This is a genomic window from Xanthomonas albilineans (assembly GCF_009931595.1).
In the GTDB taxonomy this organism is placed as follows: domain Bacteria; phylum Pseudomonadota; class Gammaproteobacteria; order Xanthomonadales; family Xanthomonadaceae; genus Xanthomonas_A; species Xanthomonas_A albilineans.
Window position 1 is genome coordinate 725,336 of the sequence record NZ_CP046570.1, and the last position, 17,557, is coordinate 742,892.

Genomic DNA, 17,557 nt, shown 5'->3' on the forward strand with positions numbered 1-17,557 from the left:
GCCGATGCCATGGAGGCCGATGCGTGGCTGTTTTTCTCGTGTGCCGTTCTGCGCTTGTAGTGTCAGCATCGATTCGAAGACCAATTCCGCTAGTTTCGGAGAGCGTGCGAATGCCGAATCGTCCACTGTGGAGCCGCATGCATCCGCTTGCCAGCGCCCTGGGTCTGGCCATGTTGACCCCGGTGTTGGCGTGGGCACAGGCCGCGCCCCCGCCTCCGACCGAGCGTCCTGCGCAGGATGTGGCGACCGCGCCTACGGCGGATGTCAAAACGCTGGATGGTCTGGTCGTGACCGGGGTGCGCGAAAGTCTGCGCTCGGCGCAGGCGATCAAGCAGGACGCCACTCAGATCGTCGATTCGGTACAGGCCCAGGACATCGGCAAGCTACCGGATGCGAACACGGTGGAAGCCTTGCAGCGCATCACCGGCGTGCAGATCCAGCGCCGTTATGGTGAAGGTGCGACCGACTTCGATCATCGCACGCAGCCGGCCGTCACCGTGCGCGGTCTGACCCAGGTGCGTAACTTTCTAGACGGCCGCGATACGTTTTCCGCCAGTGGTGGGCGCACGCTGGATCTGGAAGCCATTCCGCCGGAATTGCTGTCCGGCATCGACGTTTACAAAAGCCCGCCTGCCAACATCATCGAGGGCGGTGTGGGAGGCGTGGTGAATCTGCGCACGCGGCTTCCGTTCGATGCCCCGGGTCGCGTGCTGAGCGCGACGCTCAAGGGAAATTATTACGATCGCGCGGACAAGACCGGGGGATCGGCTTCCGGTCTGTACAGCGACCGCTTCCAGACCGACCTCGGCGAAGTCGGGGTGCTGTTCAATGTCGGTGCGGGGCGATCCAGCTACCGCCAGGACGCCATTTTGTCCGGTCCGTTCGGCCCGGTGCAGCCAGGTGCCATCGCGGGCGCACCGGACACTGCGCAGATTCCCTACGGGTTCCAGATTTACGACGACGGCGGTGATCGCAAACGCCTGGGGACGGCGGCGACGTTGCAGTGGAAGCCTTCCGACAGCGTGCTGGTCACCGGACAATTCCTGCGCACGCAGTACGATTTTTTCCGCCAAGGCAAGTATTTTTATGCGAGTAACCGACGTAACGCGACCTCGCCCTTGCCCGGCGCCGCATTTACCTTCAACAACCAAGGCTACGCCACCTCTGGCGCGCTGGAGAATCAGGTCTTCGAGTCGGCGCGCTTCGATCAGGATCTGACATCGGCAAACACCAACTACAGCCTCAACCTGCGCTGGAATGCCAGCGACAAGCTGGCGATGACGTTCGATGCGCAGTATCTGGATACATTCTACGATGCCGACCGCAATGGCTTCGTCGTTTCCCTGTACGACCGTGGCGATGAGGACGGCACCACCGGCCCGCATCAATCGATCGTCGATTTCGATCTCAACGGCCCCAGGCCACGCTTCAACGTGCGCAATCCTGCCCTGCTCAGTGATCCACGCAATTACGGTTTCAGCTACATCGCCGATGCGCTGCAGCGTAACGACGCCGATCAGCTGGCCCTGCAATCGGATCTGGAATATTTCACCGAGGGTGGCTTTTTCACCAAACTCACCGGCGGCGTGCGCTACGCCAATACCAGCATCGATCTGCGCGGCACTTGGAATGCGGCCTGCCTGGGCGTCAGCGGCGCCGATCGCGATTGTGCAGCGAATCTGGTTTATCCGAACGTCGCGCTGCATCCGGAGTTGGTACGGCGCGGCCCGTCGCCGCACTTCTTCGACGGCAATACCCTGGCCGGCGGCGTTCTGTACCCGGAATTCGCCAACGGCAACGGTTTGTTCGATCGTACGGCGCGGACCGAAGCGCTGTTTGGCTTCGCGCCGCAGACCGTGTTCCGGCCAGATAACCTCAACCACCAGACCGAAAAGACCTGGGCGGGTTACGTCAACGCCGACTACGAGTCCCAGATCGCTGGCCTGCCCGTGGACGGCAATGCCGGCGTGCGCCTGGTCAAGACCACGACGGGTTCGGATGGCGCGCTGTTCATGGACGATGGCACGATTGCGCCGCTCTCGGTGCGCCGCAGTTATCACGATGTCCTGCCCAGCCTCAACCTGCGCGTGCACCTGAGCGACACGCTGCAAGCGCGTCTGGCCTATTCGCAGGCGATTGCGCGGCCCAATTTCGACCAGATGTCGACCAATGTGTCGCTGGGCGCGCCCGGTCAGGTGAATCCGGTGACCGGCCGGCCCAGTGGTTCTTCCGGCAACCCGTTGCTCAATCCGATTCACTCGGATAACTACGATGCGACGCTGGAGTGGTATTTCGCGCCCACCGGCTCGCTCACTGCGGGCGTGTTTTACAAGCGGGTGGATGGCTTCCTGGCCAGCGGCACGGTGGTGCGCAATTACAATGGCCTGGATTACGACATCGGCACCACCCTCAACACCGGCGATGGCACCATCCGTGGCGCCGAGTTCGGTTACCAACAGTTCTACGATTTCCTGCCCGGTTGGCTGAGTGGTTTGGGCTTCCAGTTCAATTACACCTACGTGGACAGTAGCGTTTCCAATCCCTTCGCGACGCCTGGCTCCAATCTCCCGACCCGGGTACCGCTGGAGAAATTGTCCAAGCATAGCTACAACGCGGTGGCACTCTATGAAAAAGGCCGCCTGACCGCACGCCTGGCCTGGAGTTGGCGCGGTGCGTATCTGGATACCACGTATGGCAGCGGCGCCAACGGCATTCCGCAGTTCCAGAAACCGTATGCCTCGCTGGATGCCTCGCTCAGTTTCGACGTGAACAAGCATGTGGCGCTGTCGTTCGACGCGGTGAATCTGACCAACCGCATGAATCAGACCTACATCGGCACGCCAGCGGCACCATTGCAGTACCAGCTCAACGACCGCCGCTTCGGGGCCTCGATCCGGGTCACGTACTGACCGACATCATGCGTGCGCGTTTGTGGCTCCGTAGCGGGGTATGCGCGGCCATATCGGTATGGGCTGTGCGAGACGGCGCGATGCCGTCGGTGTGGTGATGCTGGGGGTGTGATGAGCGACGCCGGCCCGCTACGTCAGCACTTGCGCATATAATCAATTTGCCTACATATTTTTTGTGCTGTGTTAGAAGGGAAGAGTTGGTCGGGTTTTCCGAAAAAATGCTGCTGATATGAAAATTAGCAGTTGCCGATTCCAGTGCGGTCAAAATGACTCATGGACCATCTAAGGACAAGGAAATCGAGATGCAAGTATTGACAGTGGCAGAAGTAAATGCTGTCTCTGGGGGGGGTGGTATCCCGGATATTTTGGGCGGAATTGGCATGGCTGGCGGTGGTGTTGCAACGGCGGGAGGTGGTTTGCTTGTAGAATCGGGTCTCGCTGGTGGCATTATTATTGGGGCGGCGTAGTGGCTGCAGTTGCCGGCGTTGGATTGATTGGCTGCGGCTTATACGAGTTGATGCATCAATAAGTAAAACTAAAGCAAAGGCGGGTATCATTGCGCTTTTGCTTTATTATTTAAATAAATCGCGAGTTAATATTGTGAATATACCCAAGGATCTGCGAGTATTTTTCTATATGTTGGCCATTCCTGCAATGTTTTTTATCATTTCTGGAATTACTATTAATCGTGGTGGTGTCGTGCATCTTGTTCTTGGGTTGATAATTGCATTCGCTGCTTTGTCTATATTGGTAGGTTTAATTATTCATCTCTTTGTGGAGTTTCGAAAAGCCAAATCATAAACGCGGTGATGCGGGCGCTGCCGCGCTCTGTGTTGCAGCGTGCTGTTGGTGAGTTTGCTGCCTGCCATGGCCGCGCATGCACAAGACAGCCATTTTGTCGCGGCCGTCGCTGATCGTCGTTGCGTTCGGCACGGGGTTGCGTTGTGTAAAAGCGCCGCCGCACGCCGATGGCGGGGCGGTGCGCTACGGTTCGAGACGGAAAGCTTTGCGAAAGATCGCACCTACATGCTGGAAGGCGTTTAAGCCGCAGTCCGGCTATGGTGTTGTCTGAATGTTTTCTTTCGCCATCGTTGAGTCCGTTGCGCATGTCTGGTCCACATCGGTCGATTTGTTTGCCGACCGTGGGGTAGCGCCGTTGCTGGCCGCGCTACACCTCACCGGCCTGAGCGATAATCCGCGCGACATCGCCGCGTCGCTGCTGATTGCTCTCTTGCAACTGAGCATCATCGGCGTGTTGTTCCGCCCGCTGGAGAGCCTTTGGCCGGCCGAGCGTTGGGAACACCGGCGCTTGGCGCGCATCGACTTCCACTACACCTGGGTGATGTTGGTCGGGGTGTTTCCGTTGTTCTCGTTCCTGATCCTGACCCCATTGTTCAATGCGCTGGGCGGGGCCGATGCGAGTGCCGCGTCCGCGCCGCAATGGGGTCTGCGCTACGCCTGGCCGTGGCTGGACCGGCATCCGCTGGCCCTGTTTGCGCTGTACTACCTGGCCTACGACTTCACTTATTACTGGATGCATCGGGTTCAACACTGGATCCCATGGTGGTGGGCGATGCACAGCATGCACCACAGCCAACGTCAGCTCAGTTGCTGGAGCAACGATCGCAGCAATTATCTGGACGGGATGCTGCAGTCGTTCGTGCTGGCCGCAGTAGGCATCGTGTTCGGCATCGAGGCTGACGAATTCGCCTGGATGATGCTGCTCGGTGAATTGGTGCAGAACTTGTCGCATGCCAATGTGCGCTTCGGCTTCGGCCCGGTGCTGAACAAGATTCTGGTCGATCCACCGTTTCACCGTTTGCACCATATGCGCGTGGATCCGCAGCGGCCGAATCTGCATAACTGTAACTTCGGCCAAGTGTTCGCGTTCTGGGACGTGTTGTTCGGCACATCGTTGTATGGCGAGCCGGTGCGGCCTACCGGTGTCGGTGACCCGATGGTCGATCGCGACAACGACCTGGGACTGGTGGCGCTGCAACTGGAAGGGTTGAAGCGATTCTGGGGCGCTGTGCGCCGCCGCGTAGGCTGGGTGCCCGGCGAGGTGGCGTTCGGTGAGGATTACGTCCCGATCCCGGTGGACCATGCGGGCATGCCGTTGCATGCCGACCCGCATCCGGCGCCGATCACCGACACGGCGGCGTAATACGGCGGCACGCCAGTTGGCTTCAACGCACACGCGCCTCTGTGCGTGCCATCCTCATATGACGGTCGCTGCTGCTTGATCGGCGCTGGCTCGATCCGCAGGCCGGCGGACGTGCGGCGGTACGTGAGGATCGTGCATCGCGCTGACCTTCAGTTCGGCGGCGTCTGGGCGGTGCTGTCCAAGAACAGCATGTGTGGTGGTGGGTGCATCAGGAACTGCTGATGGGAGATATTCCACGCATAGGCGCCGGCCAGCGAAAACGCCAGGCAGTCTCCCGGTGCCAGCGCGGCGACTGGCTGGGCGCGGGCCAGTACGTCCTTGGGTGTGCACAATTGCCCGACCAATGTCACCTGGGCATCGCATAGCATCGGCGCCTGCGTACCGCGCAGCACCCGGAACGGGTGATCGTGGCCTTGCGCAGCGGGCGTGCGGAAGTGATGGGTGCCGCCGCGGCCGATGGCGAAATACGCGCCATGGCTGCGCTTGATGTCCAGTACTTCCATCAGGTACCAGCCGCAGGCGGCGCTGACGTAGCGGCCCGGCTCCAGGCGCAGGCGCAGATCGGTGCCGTGCGCGCGCAGTAGTGGGGGGAGTCCGGCGCAGAACGCGGCCCAGTCGAACGAGGCTTCTGGCGCGGCATAGTCCACGCCGAAGCCGCCGCCGGCGTTCACTGTCAACGGTCCCAGCGCGTAGGTCTGGCGCCAGCCTTGCACGGTTTGCAAGTAGTGGGCGATCAGGCGCAGGTGTACCTGCGCATCGCGCTGGTGCGACATCAGGTGGAAGTGGAATCCGTCCAGGCGCAACGCCGGGCTGTCGCGCAGCAGGCGCAGTGCTGCATCCAGGTCGAGCAGGTCCAAGCCGAATGGCGACGGCCGTCCGCCCATGACCAGGCGCGTGTCCGGCATGTCAGGTGCCGCAATATTCAGGCGCAGGAACACCGAGACCAGACGTGATGCTGACGCAGCGATGTGCGCCAGTCGCTGCAATTCGCTCAGGCTTTCCACATGCACGCTGCAGTGGGGCAGGATGGTGGCCAGTTGCAGTTCGGCGTCGAGCTTGCCGGGGCCGCCGAACAGCAGCGTCCGTCCTGGTTGGTGGTGATGCAGCCATTGCAGTTCCCCGCCGGAGGCAGCCTCGAAGCCGTCTACCCAGGGGGCCAAGGTGCGCAGCAGTGGCGGTTCGGCATTGGCCTTGGCGGCATAGAACAGTTCGCAACCTGCCGGCAGTTGCGTGCGTAACGTGGATGCGTGCGCATGCAGTGCGGCCAGGTCGTAGACGTAGGCGCATACAGGGCCATCGGCCTGCGCGCGTAGCTGCCTCAGCGCAGCCGGCAGCGGTGTCGGGTCGATGTGCAGGCTCATGCGGCCACCTGCTGTCGCGTCGGCGTACCGATCGGATTGGGCAAGGCGCTGTAGTCGGCATGGCGGTCGGCGCGTTGCAGCAGACGGGTGCGCAGGTTGTTTTTGGCCGGCAATGGCGCGCCGTCCAGCAAGGCTTGCAACGCAGGCTGTGTGCCGTGGCGTTGTTGCCAGCGCTGGGCGATGTCGCCAACGATTCGCCAGAGTCCGCGTTCGCGATGGGTGTGGCCGTCGGCGAGATGGAAGATCGCTTCGGCCAGATTATTGACCAGCGCGCAGTAGGCGATGCGGTTCCAGCCGCGTTCGGCGTTGTAGTACAGCGATTGCCGCGCGGCTTCGGACAGGCTGTGCAGGCGTGTGGCAGGCCAGCGCGAGGGCAGCAGTTTGGTGCCTTCCAAGTCGCGTATCCATAGCTGTGTCGGTAGACCATCGACGCTGCCGATCACGGTGTTCTGCAAATGCGGTTCCAGCACGATGCCGTAGGCGAACCATGCGCTCCATACACCGTCCAGCAGCAGGCGTGCATAGCTGTGAAACCAGGCAGAGGTGGCTGCGTCAAGGCTATCGCCGTGGCGCTGCGCCAGCGCCCGCAGCGGTGCAGTGCAGGCCGGCTGGCCGCGCGCGTCGCACGTGAACAGCGCGCCTGCCACTTGCGGACGCAAGCGTTGCCGTTGCGTGGCGGCAATCGCCTGTCGGTAGAGCACGCCGAAACTTTCGCCGAGTTCGCGGCAGGCCTGCGCATCGGTATCGAGCGCAGAAAAATCCAGATCGGTGGCGGCTGGTTCCAGCAGTACTTGGAATCCTGGTACGCGCCGCGCCAGCGCGCGCCAGGTCGGCGCCAGCAGGTGGGTCAGCGCCACCGCACTTTCCAACTCGTACCACGCGTTCTTGCGCACGCAGTTGGTCAGGCGCACATGTACCGACAGCTTGAGGAAGTAGTCCAGCTCGGCGTGGTAGAGCGTGCGCACCGATGATGTTGGGCGCAGTGCCAGGCCGCGTTCGCCAAGCGGCTCGATCCAGCCGCGCGCTTGTGCCTGGCGCAGGAGGGGATGCGCCAGCACGCGCTCGGCCTCCCATGGGTGGCAGGGGTACAGATCGACGCTGCCGCTGGCCTGTGCCAGGGTGGCGCGCACGTCCACGCCCTGTGCGCGGTATAGGCGCGGATCGATGCGGAACCAGAACAGAGGAAACTGGCTGCGCGCTTCCGGCGAACAGGCCAGCACTTGCGCGAGCGGCACACCTTCGCGGCTCTTTGGTGTGGGATGAAACGCATGGCCCCACAGCATCGATTGCTCGGCATCGATCAGGGCATCGCCACTGGGTGCTGCGACCTCTGCGTTACGCAGCAATTGCGTGGTGATGGCGATGCTGTTGTCGCTCTGTGCGAGCAGCGCCAGGTTGGGCGCCTGGCCTTCGCTCAGTTCTTGCAGCAGCACACGCACCAGCGTGGCGGCATCGAGGCAGCGCCAGGGGCGGCCATCGGCCTTCAGATACGGCGCCGAGGCGAAGCGGCAGCGACCTAGTCCGTCTGCATGCGCCAGGCGCACGCACAATGCGGCGCCTGAGGGAAGTTGCAGGCGCAGCCAGCGTTCGTCAGTGCTACCGCTGCCAGGGCGGTCCAAGCCGCGGTAATCCAGATCGGCCATGCCGTGTCCGAGCGCGACTTCGCGCAAATAGCAATTGAGCCAGCAGGTCATCGCATGCGCTTGCGCCAGGGTGTCGTACCACGGGTCATGTATCGTTGACAGGGACATCGAGGTTTCTCCGAACGGACGTGAGCAACAGGGCTGGCAGCAGCGCCAACAGCGCGGCGATGCCAGCGGCGAGGAATGGCAATGCCAAGCCATGGCCCTGCACCAGGGCGCTGGCCAGCACGCCACCGGCGACGCCGGCGAACTTGCCGGCCGCATCGAAGCGTCCGAACACGCGTCCGGCGTTGTGTCCGCCAGCGATCTCCGCGAGGCTGCGATTGAGGCCGCGCAGGGCCATCCACATGCCCAGGCCGAACAGCAGCCGCGCCACGATCAGCCAGCCGCGGGTGAGTGATGCGGTGTGCAGCAGGCAGGCCAGTGCGAATAAACCCAACCCGGTCGGCAACGGCGAGGCATTGCGGTCGCGTCCACGCCAGCATGGCAGCAGGACCAGATAGACCAGGTGCGGCAGGCTGTACAGCAGGCCGGCGACGGCGCTGTTGCCGATGCCGTGCGTCTGCGCATACGGCAGGAAGTACGGAAACGTCACCACCATCGCGAAACAGAACAGGCATTGCGTGGTCCACAGCGTCCAGTGCTGGTGTGGCGTGTCTGCGTGCGTTGCGTGCGCGACAGTGACGGGCCTGTCGCGTGGTCGCGCAGGATCGGCTGGCAGACGCCAACTCAGCGCGAACGCCAGCAACGGCAGCAATGCCAGACCGCGGTACAGCGATTGTGCCGGTCCCAGTGAGGTTGCCAGACCGAGCAGGCCGGGCGCGGTGACCATCGCCAGACGCGCGGAGAACTGGGTCCAGTCCAGCGCGCGCGTCAGCGGTCCGTGCTGGGCTTGGGTCGTCAGATAGGCATTGGTCGCGGCCAGCGAGCCACCGCAGGTGCCTTGTACGATCAAACCGGCGATCAGCCAGCCCAGGTTCGGGGCAAAGCCCGCCATGGCGAAGCCCAGCGCCAGCCCCAGTTGCGCGCGCAGCAGCGAGCGCTTGCGTCCGTAGCGATCGGCCAGCCAACCCCAGGTGCTGGCGGTGAGTGCGGTACACAGGGTAGGCAGCACATACAGCACGCCGCTCCAACCGATCGCCGCGCCGGGTGCCAGTTGCTGTAGCACTTGCGGCAGGAACAGCGGCATGCCCAGCGCTGTGAAAGCGGCCAGATAGTGTGCGGCCAGCACGGGACCGAGGATGCGTTTCACGGTGTGGTCTCCGTCGCTGTCGTCGGCGCGGGTACATCCAGCGCGTCGCATAGCAGATTGGGTGCGCTATCGCCGTAGAACTTGTTGATATCGGTGGCGCCTGTGAGCTGCTTGCCGAGCAGGCTGCCGGCGCTGAGCAGATACTTGACCGGCAGTCGCGGCGCTGCCAGCAGCGCTTGTGCCGGCGCGGTGTCGATGCCGTCGGCGCGTAACGCACGCAGGGTGTCGTACATGCATGCGCGCAAGCGGGTGTACAGTGGCGCACGCAGCGCCGACCGCCACTCGGCTAATCCTTCCAGTACGGCTTGCAGGTTCAGTTGCAGGATGATGGTGCAGAACATCCGTGCCAGCGCGTTGTCGTCTTCCACCGCGATCCGCGCATCGCGTGGTGCTCCCAGTGCGGCCAACGTTGGTCGTTGCGCATGCAGCCGCGATAGCATCACCCGCGCCGCGTCGTTGTCCTTGAACAGCAAGCGCGGCGAATGCCCGGGGGCGTAGATCAGCACGCTGTTCTGTTGATTGGCTTCCAGCGCGATGCCGTAACGCAGCCACAGCCGCAGATGGACCTGACACATCAGCGCCGTATAACTGTCCCACCACGCTGTCAGGTCGCCGCCATGGAAGCGTTCGGCCAGGTGCATCGCCAGCGGGCGCCCATCCGGCATCGGCGCGCACAGTGCAGCCACTGGAGCCAGTGTCGCCTCGGGCAGTGTTGGATAGCGGCGCAGCAGATAGGCAAGATGGCGCGCATCGCCGACATGCCCGGCGTGCGCTTCGTCCACGTGCAGGTAGCGTGGAGCTAGCGCCGCATCGTGCGCGGCGATGTCGCGCAGCACGCATTCGAACCAGTGTCCGTCGTATAGCGTGGATGGTTTGATCAGCCGCAGGTTGAGTGCGCCGAGGGTGCGCATCGGCACCGGCAGCTTCAGATGGTGGTCCGGAAACTCCAGTGGGATCACCGTGCGCAGCGATAGCGATGGACGCACCTGCAGCCAGGGGTGTGGCGCGACGATTGCGCTTGCAGGCAAGGTGAAATCCGTTTCGCCCAGGCGTGCATAGAGCAGTGGATGCAGTGGCCAGGCGACATGACTGGCGTCCAGTGCTGTATCCAACCCGAGCAGGCTCGGCTGTGGCCAGAACGCCGGCGGCGGCGTGGTCTGCACCACCTGCGCGGACGGCAGCACCAGCCAGCGCAGCATGAAACTGGGACCGAACTCCGGCGCGTAACGTGGCAGATCGGCATCGTCCAGGCCGACTTTGGCACGCGCGGTCGGATAGAAGGGATGGTCGCGGTGGCTGGCCAGTTGTTCGCAGCGGTAGGCGCGTTCGTGCGCGTCGCTGGCATCCAGCGCGGCGGCCAGCAGCGGCTGCTGTTGCAGATAGGCTTGTCGCGCCAGGCGACGCTGACGTACCGCGCAATCCGCCTCCTCGGCATAGGCACGATGCAGCGTCTGCGTTTGCGCGTCGCATCCAGCGCTCATCCGCGCCAGCCATTGGGTCGTGCCAGATTCGAACACGCTGCGTTGCGCCGTGTGCAGGATCCAGCCGTCGCTGCACGCGCTGAGTTCCTGCAGATAGCCCAGGCGCAGCAGCGGGAGCCATAGCTCGCCGTCGGGTAGGTGCGCGATGCGCCACCAGATGGCGTCGGCGATCGGCTGCGGCCATGCGGCTAGGACCGCGGGTGGAGGCGATGCACTGCGGCCGTGGCTGGTGATGCCGTGCAGATCCTCGCGCAGGCAGGCGTCGATGACCCGCACGGCGATGTAGTAACGGTCTGCGTCGTGATTCATTGCCGCGCTCCAGCGGTGGCATCGATGTGCCATTGCAGCGGCGCCTCGGCGCTGGCGAGTGCATGCTGCAGGTCGGTCGCGGCATCGGCGAGCACGTGTAGCGCGCCCAGATAGTCCTTGTTGGAATGACTCAGGCGGATGTCCTGGCCTGGTTGTCGCAGACAGCGATAGTGCGCTTCCCATCGCGTGTCGCTGCAGGATTGGTCGGCACTAGCCAGGGTCAGAATGCCCTCGCGTTGTGCGACGTAGTAGCGCACCAGCGCATGTTCGCGGTGCGCGCGCAGCGTCGGCAGCGGTTGTCCCAGGTGCAGGCCGAGCACGCTATCGAACCAGCGTCCGCCGAACATGCGTTCGAGCAGGAACTCGCGCCCGTCGCCGATACTGCGATAGTTGATCTCCACCAGGATCGGGCCGTCGGCGGTGAGGATGAATTCGCTGTGGCAGGCGCCGAAGCCGACGCCGAAGGTCTGCAATTGCACCAACGCTTGCTGCACGACCGGGCTATCGACCGCGCCGCGCCAGTGCGCCTCGCATTCGACGAAGTACGGCGGTGACGACAGGCGCACATCGAAGCCGCCGAGCGCTTGCAATTGCTGTCCGTCACCGAGCGTTTCCAGGGTGAATAACGGGCCGTCCAGCACGCTTTCCAGCAAGACGCTGCGGTGTGGGTGGCGCTGCCAGAGATCGTCCAGATACGCTTGCAGCGCAGCGGCATCGGCGCAGTGACGCACGTCCTGGCTGGCCACGCCTTCGCGCGGTTTGGCGATCAGTGGCCATGGTGCTTGTGTGGGTGGCGCCGCGCCCGGTGGCAGACAGAAGAACCAAGGTGTCGGTAATCCTTGCGCGCGCAGGCGCTGTCGCATCGCGGCCTTGTTCTTGGCCGCGTAGCAGATCCGCCAGTCCTTGCCGGGGACGCCAAGTGCGGTGGCGACCAGCGCGGTGCTGGTTTGCAGGTGATCGCTGTTGCTGAATACCGCGCGTGGTTGCAACGGCATGGTATCGAGCAGGTCGAGCACGCTGAGCGGATTGAACACGTCGCATTCCAGCACTTGCACTGGCGTGGCCGGTGGGTGATGGCGGAAGTGCTCCAGGTGAGCGCGGCGGTGGTCGGTCAGCAGCAAGACCGGCACGCCCAGGCGTTGTGCGGCGGGGAGGAAGCCATCGGTCACCGCGGGATGGCAGATGTGGCTGAGGATCAGCAAGGGAGAGGCGTGTGAAGTCATGCGGGTTGCTCGTCGAACGCAGGCGTGCGCACGCCATTGGCGTGGCCGCGAGCGGGCGGACACGGCAGGCGCGCCGCGGCTGCGGCGGGTTGCGAGGTTGCCTGGCGCACGCATCGGGCGTGTGCTGGGTCGGGAGAGGACGCGGTGGCGTCCGTTACATCCACCCGCGTCTTTAGCGGGCGGCACCGCGCCGTTACGGCGCGCGGTGTTGCCGTTGCTGGTGTCGTGGTGTCCCGCCGGCGGCGCTCAGAAGCGGTATTCCAGACCGAGGGTGATGCTGCGGCCCGGCGCAGGCTGGCGTCCCCACGGACTGGTATCGATGCCGCGATACCAGTAATTGCAATCGAAGAGGTTGTTCACCGCGAGCGAAGCGCTGAGCTCGCCGCCATCGCCTTCGATGAGCACCTGGCTCACTTGTGCATTCCACACCCAATACGCGGGCAGTTCGCCGACCGAGGCAATCGCGTTTTCCTGCACGCTGTTGGCGGCATCGCTGAAGGCGCGGCTGAAGTAGTCGCTGGACATCGCGACCGTGGTGCGACCGGATTGGTAAGCGGCGCCGAGCGTCAATTGGTTGCGCGAGGTGTAAGGCACGCGCTTGCCGTCGTAGAGGCCCGTTTCCTGGCGTGCGTCCAGATACGCGTAGCCGGCGTTGAAGGTCAGTGCGGGCAAGCGTGTCGGACTCCAGTGCAGCTCCACTTCACCGCCCTGGTGGCGGGTCTTGCCGAGGTTGCGGTAGCTGCGGCTGGTGTTGTCGAGCTGGATCTGTTGGTCGAAGTCGATCAGGTAGCCGCCAAACTGCACGTAGGTATGCGCGTTGGGTTGGTAGCGTGCGCCTGTTTCGTAGTTCCAGGCCAGTTCGGCGTCGAGGTTGTCGCCGAAGATGATCTGAGTGACTTGCGGAGCGCGCAGCGAGCGTTGTGCGTCGGCGTACACATACCACTGCGGGCTGGCCTGCACTCCGAGGGTCAGGCCGGGGAGGGTGTCGCCGGTCTTGTTGCGTGTGCGTGCGCCGCTGGCGAGGTTGTCGTAACGTGCATCCACCTGCTCGTAGCGCAGTCCTGGCGTGAGGGTGATGCGCTCATCGGCCAGCGCGATGGCATCGCTGACGTAGGCGGCAACACCACGGTCCTTGAAACGCCAGTCGCGCATCACGCGATAGACGCCATCGCGCAGACGGGTAGCGCCGACCAGGAAGTCGATGTCTTCGTTGATCGCTCGCGCACCGAGCGTCCAGTGTTGGCGCAGCGCGCCGTCGCCCATGCTCCAGCGTAGTTGCGGCTCGCTCCCGTAGACGCGGAAGTCGCGCGGTGCGCTCTGCCGCAATTGCGGCGGCAGGTCCGCGCGCCAGGTCTCGGAGGCGTCCTGGCGTAGGCCGATCACGAAGTTGCGGCTGCTGCGCGCGCTGAAGTTGCTCCAGTCCAGACGCAAATCCTGTAACGGTCCCAGGTCGCCGAAGTCCTGTTGATAGACCAGCGAGATACGGGTGGTGCGCCCGTTGAAGGTATCCAGCGGGCGTGTGGATTGGCGTGGGTTGCGGCGGTAGTCGGCCGGTGCCAGCGCGCCGGCGAGATCCATGTCGGCGACGTAGCGCTGCACGCTGGCCTTGAGCAGTTTGTCCGGCGCCAGCCGCCATTGCGTGCGCAGGCGCAGGTTCTTGATGTTGGTGGCGCTGTGGTCGCGCCAGTAATCGCCCTTGGTCCAGTTTGCGTCCAGTTGCAGGCCGAAGCGGTCGCTGGCGTAGCCGCCGGTGCTGATCGCACTGTTGCCGAGGAAGTGTCCAGCACCGCCAGCAGTGACGTTTTGTCTCAGCAAGGTGGTCCAGGTGCTGGGGATGTCTGGACTGATCAGATTGATGACGCCGCCGACGTTGTTGGGGCCGTACTGCACGGCCGCGCCGCCGCGCACGATATCGATCCGGTCGATCTGGTTCAGGTCGACCGGGAACAACGATAGGCTGGTCTGCCCGTAGGGCGCCAGTGCCAACGGAATGCCATCCTCCAGCACCTGCACCCGACCGCTGCGGCTTTCGTACAGGCCGCGCAGCATGATCTGCGGCAACGCGCCGGTTCCGGTCTCGTCGAATATCTTGATGCCCGGAACCCGTTGTAGCGCATCGTCCAGCGAGCGATTGGCGCCGCCGCGCAGTTGCGCGTTGTCGATCACCTGACGGCTGCCGACATAGTGCTGCACGTCCTCGACGGTGGAGCGACCGAGCAGGTTGCCCTGCACCTGTACTGTGTCGATCTGATGGATCTGCGTCTGGGCATCGTGCATCTCGCCGACGTTCTGCGCCTGCTGCGCGTACCCGCTCGATGGGGCGAACACGGCGGCGATGGCGGCGGACAGAAACGTGGGAGGAAACCCAGTGCTCATGACGAAGACTCCAGGAAAACGCTCAGTGATTGCGTAGATCGGTCGCGTGCTGCCGTAATGCGTTTTGCAGCAGCGCGCGATCTTCGCCAGCGAACAACCATTGCAGATCCGTTTGCGCCAGCCAGTGTCGGCGTTGCGTTGCATCGCGCGGATTGGGGCAGAACGGCACGTTGGCGTCGCGGCAGGCGGCGGCAATCGCCAGCAGCTGCGCCCAGACCTGCGGATGGGTTGGCTGCGGACCAAGCCCCAAATCCAGCGCCAGGTCCAGCGCGCCTTCCATCACCAGCGACACGCCAGGTACTTGCAAGATCTGCGGTAGTGCATGCACGCCCGCCGCGCTTTCGATCATCGGCACCACACGCACGCTGCTGTGGGTACGTTGGAGATAGTCGGTCAAGGAGACGCTGCCGAAGCCGGTGACGCGCCCGCCGCTGATGCCGCGTCGGCCATGCGGCGGAAAGTGCGCAGCGGCGACGGCGCGCTCGGCCTGTTCGGCGTTCTCCAGGCCGGCCAACACCACGCCTCGGGCGCCGGCATCGAGCACCCGGCCGATCAGCTTGGCATCGACCTCCGGTACCCGTACCCACGCTTCGCAGCCGCCCAATTCGCAGGCGCGGATCGCGTGTTCCAGTTCCGTCGGCGAGCGCAGGACGTGCTCCAGGTCGAGCACGGCGAAGTCGTAGCCGATATGGCCGAACATCTCGCAAAGCAGGGGGCTGGGGACGGAATTGAGCAAACCGATCTTGCAGGCCATGGGGGCGAGCCGCATTGAGACAGGAACCTCATCCTCTCATAAATGATAACGCTTATCAATACGATTCGCTTTTTATAAGTCCCGTCGGCGATTTCTGCGCGCCACGGCCGTCTGTCTCCGCAGGCGGACATCCGCGTTGTGGCAGATTGAGCGCGCCGCAGTGCATTCGTGTGCGATGGTGCGACGCTTTGAAGGTTCCGGCGCAGGCGTCTCCGAACGCCGGTCCTGCTCGTCCAGGCGGTCTCTGCCCAAGGCTTCAGTGCGCCGCCTTGCGCAATGCCCGATATGGCGGTGTCGCCATCACCATTTCCGCTAGCGAGTGGGCCAGCTCGCGTTCTGCCATCACGGTGCCGTCGGCGCCATGGTCGAGCAGGTGTTTGACCTCGGCATCGCTGTGGGCGCGCGCCAGTAGTGTCAGCTCCGGGTTCAATGCGCGCAGCTTGACCAGTGCTTCGCCGGCTTCTAACGGCTGTGGAATCGCCAGGATCGCGATCGTGGCCTTTTCCGGGTGTGCCTCGGCCAGAACACGGTCGGCGGTGGCGCTACCGCGGATGCCAGGGAGGCCGTCGGCATGGGCGCGCTCCACATGTTCGCGGTTGTCGTCGATCACCAGTACCGGTACGCCATATGTGCGCAGTACTGCGGCCAGCGTGCTGCCGACCCGGCCGTAGCCGATGACGATGGCATGCCCTGCCACGTCCAGAGATGGGCCTGGGGGTAACTCCGGTTCCAGCGTTACCTGTGCCTCCGCCGCCTGTCGTGCCTGCCAGCGGTCCAGCCAGGTGAACAGCAGCGGATTGGCGATGATCGATAACAGTGCCCCGGCCAAAATCAGGTCGCGTCCGGTTTCCGGCAGGATTGCCAGGCTCATCCCCAGGCCGGTGAGGATGAAAGAGAATTCGCCGATCTGCGCCAGGCTAGTGGAGATGGTCAGGGCAGTCCGGATGGGATGGCCGAATGCGCGCACGATTAGGAAGGCGGCCAGCGACTTTCCCACGGTGATGATCAAGAATGTCACCAGCACCTGCCATGGGTGGTCGAGCAGGATGTGCGGATTGAACAGCATGCCGACCGAGACGAAGAACAGCACTGCGAACGCGTCGCGCAGCGGCAGCGAATCGTTGGCGGCCTTGTGGCTGAGTTCGGACTCCTTCAGCAGCATGCCGGCGAAGAAGGCCCCCAGCGCGAACGAGACCCCGAATAGAGTGGCCGAACCGAATGCCACGCCCAAGGCGATTGCAAGCACCGACAGCGTGAACAGTTCGCGCGAGCCGGTCGCGGCTACTTTTTCCAATGCCCATGGAATGGCGCGGCGGCCCACCAGCAGCATCACCGCCACGAACGCGGCCATCTTCAGCAGTGTCACGCCCAGTGTGCCGAGGATCGAACCGATGTCGGCGCCTTTGTCGCCCAGTGCATCGGCCAGTGCAGGCAACAGCACCAGTGCCAGCACCATCACCACATCCTCCACGATCAGCCAGCCGACCGCGATACGCCCGCGCTGCGTCTCCAGCAGGCGCCGTTCCTCCATCGCTCGCAACAGCACCACCGTACTTGCCACCGACAGCGCCAGGCCAAACACCAGGCCGTGCAGCGTCGGCCAATGCATGCTGTAGGCCATGCCCCAGCCGAGCAGGGTCGCGACCGCGATCTGCGCTAGCGCGCCGGGGATCGCGATCCACTTCACTTCCAGAAGGTCTTCCAGCGAGAAGTGCAGGCCAACCCCGAACATCAGTAAGATCACTCCCAGTTCCGACAACTGATGCGCCAGCTCCTGGTTGGCGACGAAGCCGGGAGTGAATGGCCCCACACAGATGCCGGCCAGCAAATAGCCGACCAGCGGCGAGAGTCTGAGGCGGTGGGCGAGCGTGCCTAGCAGGAAGGCCAAGCCGAGCCCGACCGCGATGATGTCGATGAGGCTGGTGTCGTGGTTCATTCATATTTTTGCAACAGAGAGTGCCATCGAGTGTCGCTGATACGGCTGTTGTCGGCAAATTGGCAGGTAGCGGGGCGCTGCCGCACGCGTCGCGTCGCACCGCGTGGCGTGTTGAATGGCGGATCTTTTCGGGTATTCATGGCCCGACT

11 protein-coding genes are annotated in these 17,557 nt (G+C 63.8%); 3 read left to right on the forward strand and 8 right to left on the reverse strand.

Annotated elements, in window-relative coordinates; all coding sequences use genetic code 11:
* The first annotated feature begins 110 nt into the window (after positions 1-110).
* From XaFJ1_RS03280 to XaFJ1_RS03290, 3 genes are all read left to right on the forward strand, one after another.
* A complete protein-coding gene (locus XaFJ1_RS03280; protein WP_045756727.1) occupies positions 111-2,909 on the forward strand; it encodes a TonB-dependent receptor in 2,799 nt (932 codons plus the stop codon).
* A 441-nt stretch (positions 2,910-3,350) separates the two neighbouring features.
* Positions 3,351-3,710 (forward strand): hypothetical protein, encoded by a 360-nt coding sequence (locus tag XaFJ1_RS03285; RefSeq protein ID WP_155393634.1) that lies wholly within the window; start codon positions 3,351-3,353, stop codon positions 3,708-3,710.
* Positions 3,711-3,981: 271 nt separating this feature from the next.
* Positions 3,982-5,073: a sterol desaturase family protein gene (locus XaFJ1_RS03290; RefSeq protein ID WP_012915245.1), complete on the forward strand. Its 1,092-nt coding sequence runs from the start codon at positions 3,982-3,984 to the stop codon at positions 5,071-5,073.
* A gap of 149 nt (positions 5,074-5,222) precedes the next feature.
* Here XaFJ1_RS03290 and XaFJ1_RS03295 read toward each other — a convergent pair whose 3' ends face one another.
* From XaFJ1_RS03295 to ybaL, 8 genes are all read right to left on the reverse strand, one after another.
* Complete coding sequence (locus tag XaFJ1_RS03295; RefSeq protein WP_012915246.1) at positions 5,223-6,434, reverse strand: type III PLP-dependent enzyme; 1,212 nt, start codon at positions 6,432-6,434, stop codon at positions 5,223-5,225.
* Positions 6,431-8,185: an IucA/IucC family protein gene (locus tag XaFJ1_RS03300; protein ID WP_012915247.1), complete on the reverse strand. Its 1,755-nt coding sequence runs from the start codon at positions 8,183-8,185 to the stop codon at positions 6,431-6,433. The genes XaFJ1_RS03295 and XaFJ1_RS03300 overlap by 4 nt, the downstream gene beginning before the upstream one ends.
* Positions 8,163-9,329: an MFS transporter gene (locus XaFJ1_RS03305; RefSeq protein WP_012915248.1), complete on the reverse strand. Its 1,167-nt coding sequence runs from the start codon at positions 9,327-9,329 to the stop codon at positions 8,163-8,165. Before XaFJ1_RS03305 ends, XaFJ1_RS03300 begins: the two co-directional genes overlap by 23 nt.
* Complete coding sequence (locus XaFJ1_RS03310) at positions 9,326-11,119, reverse strand: IucA/IucC family protein (RefSeq protein ID WP_012915249.1); 1,794 nt, start codon at positions 11,117-11,119, stop codon at positions 9,326-9,328. The genes XaFJ1_RS03305 and XaFJ1_RS03310 overlap by 4 nt, the downstream gene beginning before the upstream one ends.
* Positions 11,116-12,342 carry an ATP-grasp domain-containing protein gene (locus tag XaFJ1_RS03315; RefSeq protein ID WP_012915250.1) on the reverse strand — a complete coding sequence of 409 codons (1,227 nt, stop codon included), beginning with the start codon at positions 12,340-12,342 and terminating at the stop codon, positions 11,116-11,118. The genes XaFJ1_RS03310 and XaFJ1_RS03315 overlap by 4 nt, the downstream gene beginning before the upstream one ends.
* A 246-nt stretch (positions 12,343-12,588) precedes the next feature.
* Positions 12,589-14,619: a TonB-dependent receptor family protein gene (locus XaFJ1_RS03320; protein WP_230598107.1), complete on the reverse strand. Its 2,031-nt coding sequence runs from the start codon at positions 14,617-14,619 to the stop codon at positions 12,589-12,591.
* Positions 14,620-14,740: 121 nt separating this feature from the next.
* The gene (locus XaFJ1_RS03325) at positions 14,741-15,472 is read right to left on the reverse strand and encodes an HpcH/HpaI aldolase family protein (RefSeq protein ID WP_045756728.1); all 732 of its coding nucleotides are present in this window, start codon (positions 15,470-15,472) and stop codon (positions 14,741-14,743) included.
* A gap of 256 nt (positions 15,473-15,728) precedes the next feature.
* On the reverse strand, positions 15,729-17,408 hold the full coding sequence (gene ybaL, locus XaFJ1_RS03330; protein WP_012915253.1) for a YbaL family putative K(+) efflux transporter: 1,680 nt from the start codon (positions 17,406-17,408) through the stop codon (positions 15,729-15,731).
* Positions 17,409-17,557 lie beyond the last annotated feature (149 nt).